The sequence below is a fragment of the Methylobacterium oxalidis genome, assembly GCF_007992195.1.
Taxonomy (GTDB): Bacteria; Pseudomonadota; Alphaproteobacteria; order Rhizobiales; family Beijerinckiaceae; genus Methylobacterium; species Methylobacterium oxalidis.
On record NZ_BJZU01000244.1, the window covers coordinates 1 to 2,856 of the forward strand.

At 59.9% G+C, this 2,856-nt stretch carries 5 protein-coding genes and 1 pseudogene; 3 read left to right on the forward strand and 3 right to left on the reverse strand.

The genetic code is table 11. The features are described from left to right. Positions 1-168 precede the first annotated feature (168 nt). The gene (locus MOX02_RS30075; protein ID WP_147029424.1) at positions 169-375 is read right to left on the reverse strand and encodes a hypothetical protein; all 207 of its coding nucleotides are present in this window, start codon (positions 373-375) and stop codon (positions 169-171) included. 279 nt (positions 376-654) lie between these two features. Between MOX02_RS30075 and MOX02_RS30080 the strand changes: the two are divergent. Beyond that, positions 655-861 (forward strand): annotated as a pseudogene (locus tag MOX02_RS30080) (integrase core domain-containing protein); the annotation flags it as partial. Positions 862-1,024: 163 nt separating this feature from the next. Here MOX02_RS30080 and MOX02_RS30085 read toward each other — a convergent pair. Beyond that, the gene (locus tag MOX02_RS30085; protein ID WP_147029425.1) at positions 1,025-1,306 is read right to left on the reverse strand and encodes a hypothetical protein; all 282 of its coding nucleotides are present in this window, start codon (positions 1,304-1,306) and stop codon (positions 1,025-1,027) included. 362 nt (positions 1,307-1,668) lie between these two features. On the opposite strand from MOX02_RS30085, the gene MOX02_RS30090 reads away from it, so the two are divergent. Both MOX02_RS30090 and MOX02_RS30095 read left to right on the forward strand, forming a co-directional pair. After that, positions 1,669-1,878, forward strand: coding sequence for a cold-shock protein (locus MOX02_RS30090; RefSeq protein WP_147029318.1), 210 nt, complete (start codon positions 1,669-1,671; stop codon positions 1,876-1,878). A 93-nt stretch (positions 1,879-1,971) separates the two neighbouring features. Further along, complete coding sequence (locus MOX02_RS30095; RefSeq protein ID WP_147029426.1) at positions 1,972-2,340, forward strand: DUF6481 family protein; 369 nt, start codon at positions 1,972-1,974, stop codon at positions 2,338-2,340. 66 nt (positions 2,341-2,406) lie between these two features. Here the strand turns inward: MOX02_RS30095 and MOX02_RS32875 are convergent. After that, positions 2,407-2,856: hypothetical protein (locus MOX02_RS32875; RefSeq protein ID WP_174804990.1), on the reverse strand; the 450-nt coding region annotated here is incomplete at its 5' end.

Here is a 2,856-nt window from a genome sequence, read left to right on the forward strand (position 1 = left end):
AGCGATCCTTTCGTGCTGCTGAAAGACCGCGTCTGCAGCTTGGGGCATTCAGAACGATAGCGCGCCGGAAGGCCGAGCAGCTGATGAAGAGCCATCACAGACTGGCGATAAAGCGCGGCGGCACGCGCTGGTACGTGCACCGGGAGGCACTGCGGTGATGAGCATCGCTCAGAGGCTCTCAGCCAAGCGACGCAAAGCCTTCGGGATGCCCGCGTTCGATACGCCAGCATTCGGCTCATCAGCCGCGGCCCCAAGCAGGTACACGAGTTTGCCCCGATCAAGGAACTTCCGGTCCGAAAGGCAGTTCACGATCACTTGGAGGGCATGCTCGATGGCGACGATGCGTGCCTCGAGTTCCCGCTGCTTCATTTCCATCCCGATCACCATCGTTCTTGTTGTGGCGAGGGATAACCAGCTTGACGCTAGCGGGATCCGAGTTGCTGCGGAGCGAGGCGCTGGCGGTCACGACACACTGACGATGCAGCGTGACCTGACCGGCTGGCTTTGGACCGGGCTGATTGCGAGGATCAGCCAGGACGGGAGGAGCTGGAGGTGAGGCGAGGACAGAGGCCGAGTGCCGAGCCCGTGGTGCTGACGCTGCGCCAGATCGAGGTGCAGACAGCCCAGGGCAAGAGCATCGCCGTTGCCTGCAAAGAGGCGGGCATCTGCGAGCAGAGCTACGACGAGTGCCTGCGCCAGGAGATCGTCTCCTCGCTCAAAGAGGCACAGGCTGTGATCGGGCTTTGGCAAGCCAGCTACAACCGCGTCCGGCCGCACTCGTCCTTGGTCTACCGGCCACCCGCGCCCGTCAGCTTCCCGGATCTGGCCTTCCGCCTACTCATGGCCGCTACCAGGCAGTAGCCTCGCAACTGGCTCGGTCCAAAATGCCGGTCAGGTCACTCGAAATGCGGTTCCGAAGGCGGCTGCTAACTCGTTGACTTGCATGAAAAATGGCAGGACCTTCAACGTACGATCGCAGCCGTATAAATAAAATTGCCTGCGCGGCAGCTGATGCCTGACTATGTCAGCCAGTTCCGGGTGCGATCAACGCGGTGCGCCCGGAGGTTCCTGTGGGTGCTATTGCTGCCGCTCTCTGCTCTGTTCCGATGCGATCAGCCAGCATCTGCACTTGATCCGGCGAAATTCGGTACTTCTCATTAAGCTCCGCTGTAAGTCGAGATAGTTCCTCAGGTGTGAAATTTTTCTCTCGCAGTGCCGCAACCAGCGAGTCCGTTGCGGCCATCTTTCTAAGGCTATGCTTGATCTGGACCATTGAAGGCATCGGGATCTTGCGGCCGAACTTCATGGATCGTTGCATTGTTATTCTCTACCCTCACAAAGCTGGGTTCAGGGAGTCTCAAAGAAGTGAGCGGCGAATTGAAGGCTCCCAGCTTTGCGGCTTTTAAAAGAGAAATCCCGAGAAATGACTCCGTTCCATGTCACCCGTAAGCCAAGGACTTTTTCTTTTTTCTAAAATCGACTTTGCGCGGTTGTAATTGCCCCCTTGATGTCGTAGATAGTAGTTATCGAACTTCGGCCAGATATCCGGCCGTGCCGCTCAGATGGGCGCGCGATCTGCATCTCTCCCCTATTTCGACGACGAGCGGCCGAGCGCGTGCTTGCGTGCGCTTGCTATATCTTATTGACTACGAAAACACGGAAATATCTATGAGCATCGGCACCGTAAAATGGTTCAACGGAACCAAGGGTTTTGGCTTCATCCAGCCTGAGGACGGAAGCAAGGACGTATTCGTCCACATCTCCGCCGTCGAGCGCGCCGGCATGCAGACCCTCGATGAAGGTCAGAAGGTCTCCTACGAGATCGAGACTGACCGCCGCTCGGGCAAGCAGGCTGCCGGAAGCCTGCAGGTCGCCTAAGGTCGCCTCAACGTTGACCATTATGGAAGCTGCTCCAGTCGGAGCGGCTTTTCTTTTCTCTCGACGCGCGTTCAGCCGCGATGCGCATAAGGAATGTACGTGGGCCAATTCAAAGCCAACCAACTCGTTGATCGTCTTGAGGCCGCTGCGAAGGCGCGGCAGGCCACGGTAGCTCGGTTCCGGGCACACCCATCCGCCGATGACCCGATTGTTCTTGCACGGCAGTCAGCGCGACGCGCGGTCATCCAGGCCCGAGAGGTTCGGGTCAACGAGCGGGAGATGGCTCGTCTCGCAGCCACGGCTCAGCACGAGGCGGAGGCCCTTGCTGCGCGGGAGCGTGAGGCGGCCGAAGCTGCCCGCCAAGCCGCCGAGAAGGCGGATCGCCAAGCCGCGCTGGCGGCCGAGCAGAAGACGGCACGCGATGCGCGCTTTGCGGCCCGCAAGGCCAGAGCACGGCGTTAGAGCGAGCACGTTCCGTAGAGTGGTCAGATCAGGAGGATTGCAGATGTCTCACAAGTTCAAGATTGGTCAGCGGGTGCGGCAGGCTCGCCGGCCGAGTTCGGTTGACAGCGGCAGCGCTGCCAGCAGCATCTTCGAGATCGTTCGGCTCATGCCGGAGGAGCGCTCGGGCGAGCCAGCGTACCGAGTCAAATCAGCTGCAGGCGAGCGCGCTGTGCTGGAGGGTGAACTTACCCTCGCCTCCTGAACAGGGAAGTTCTCAGTCCAGACGCTGTCATCGATGCCGCGCCGGCAGAGATCGAGAGGCATATTCGCGGTGTCTGCTCGAAGATGCCGCGCGTCAGAGACTTGAATGACAGGTGTCGCTGCTCGACTGCGGAATTTCCGCTGATCGGCCTGCTGGAGGAATACCATGGCACCGTTCAATGCCTTCGCGCCGATCTCCTCGCAGGCGATCTGCAGGCAGATGACTTCTGCGATCGAGGGCGGCGTTGACGCTTGGTGCTCTGGGACCAGACT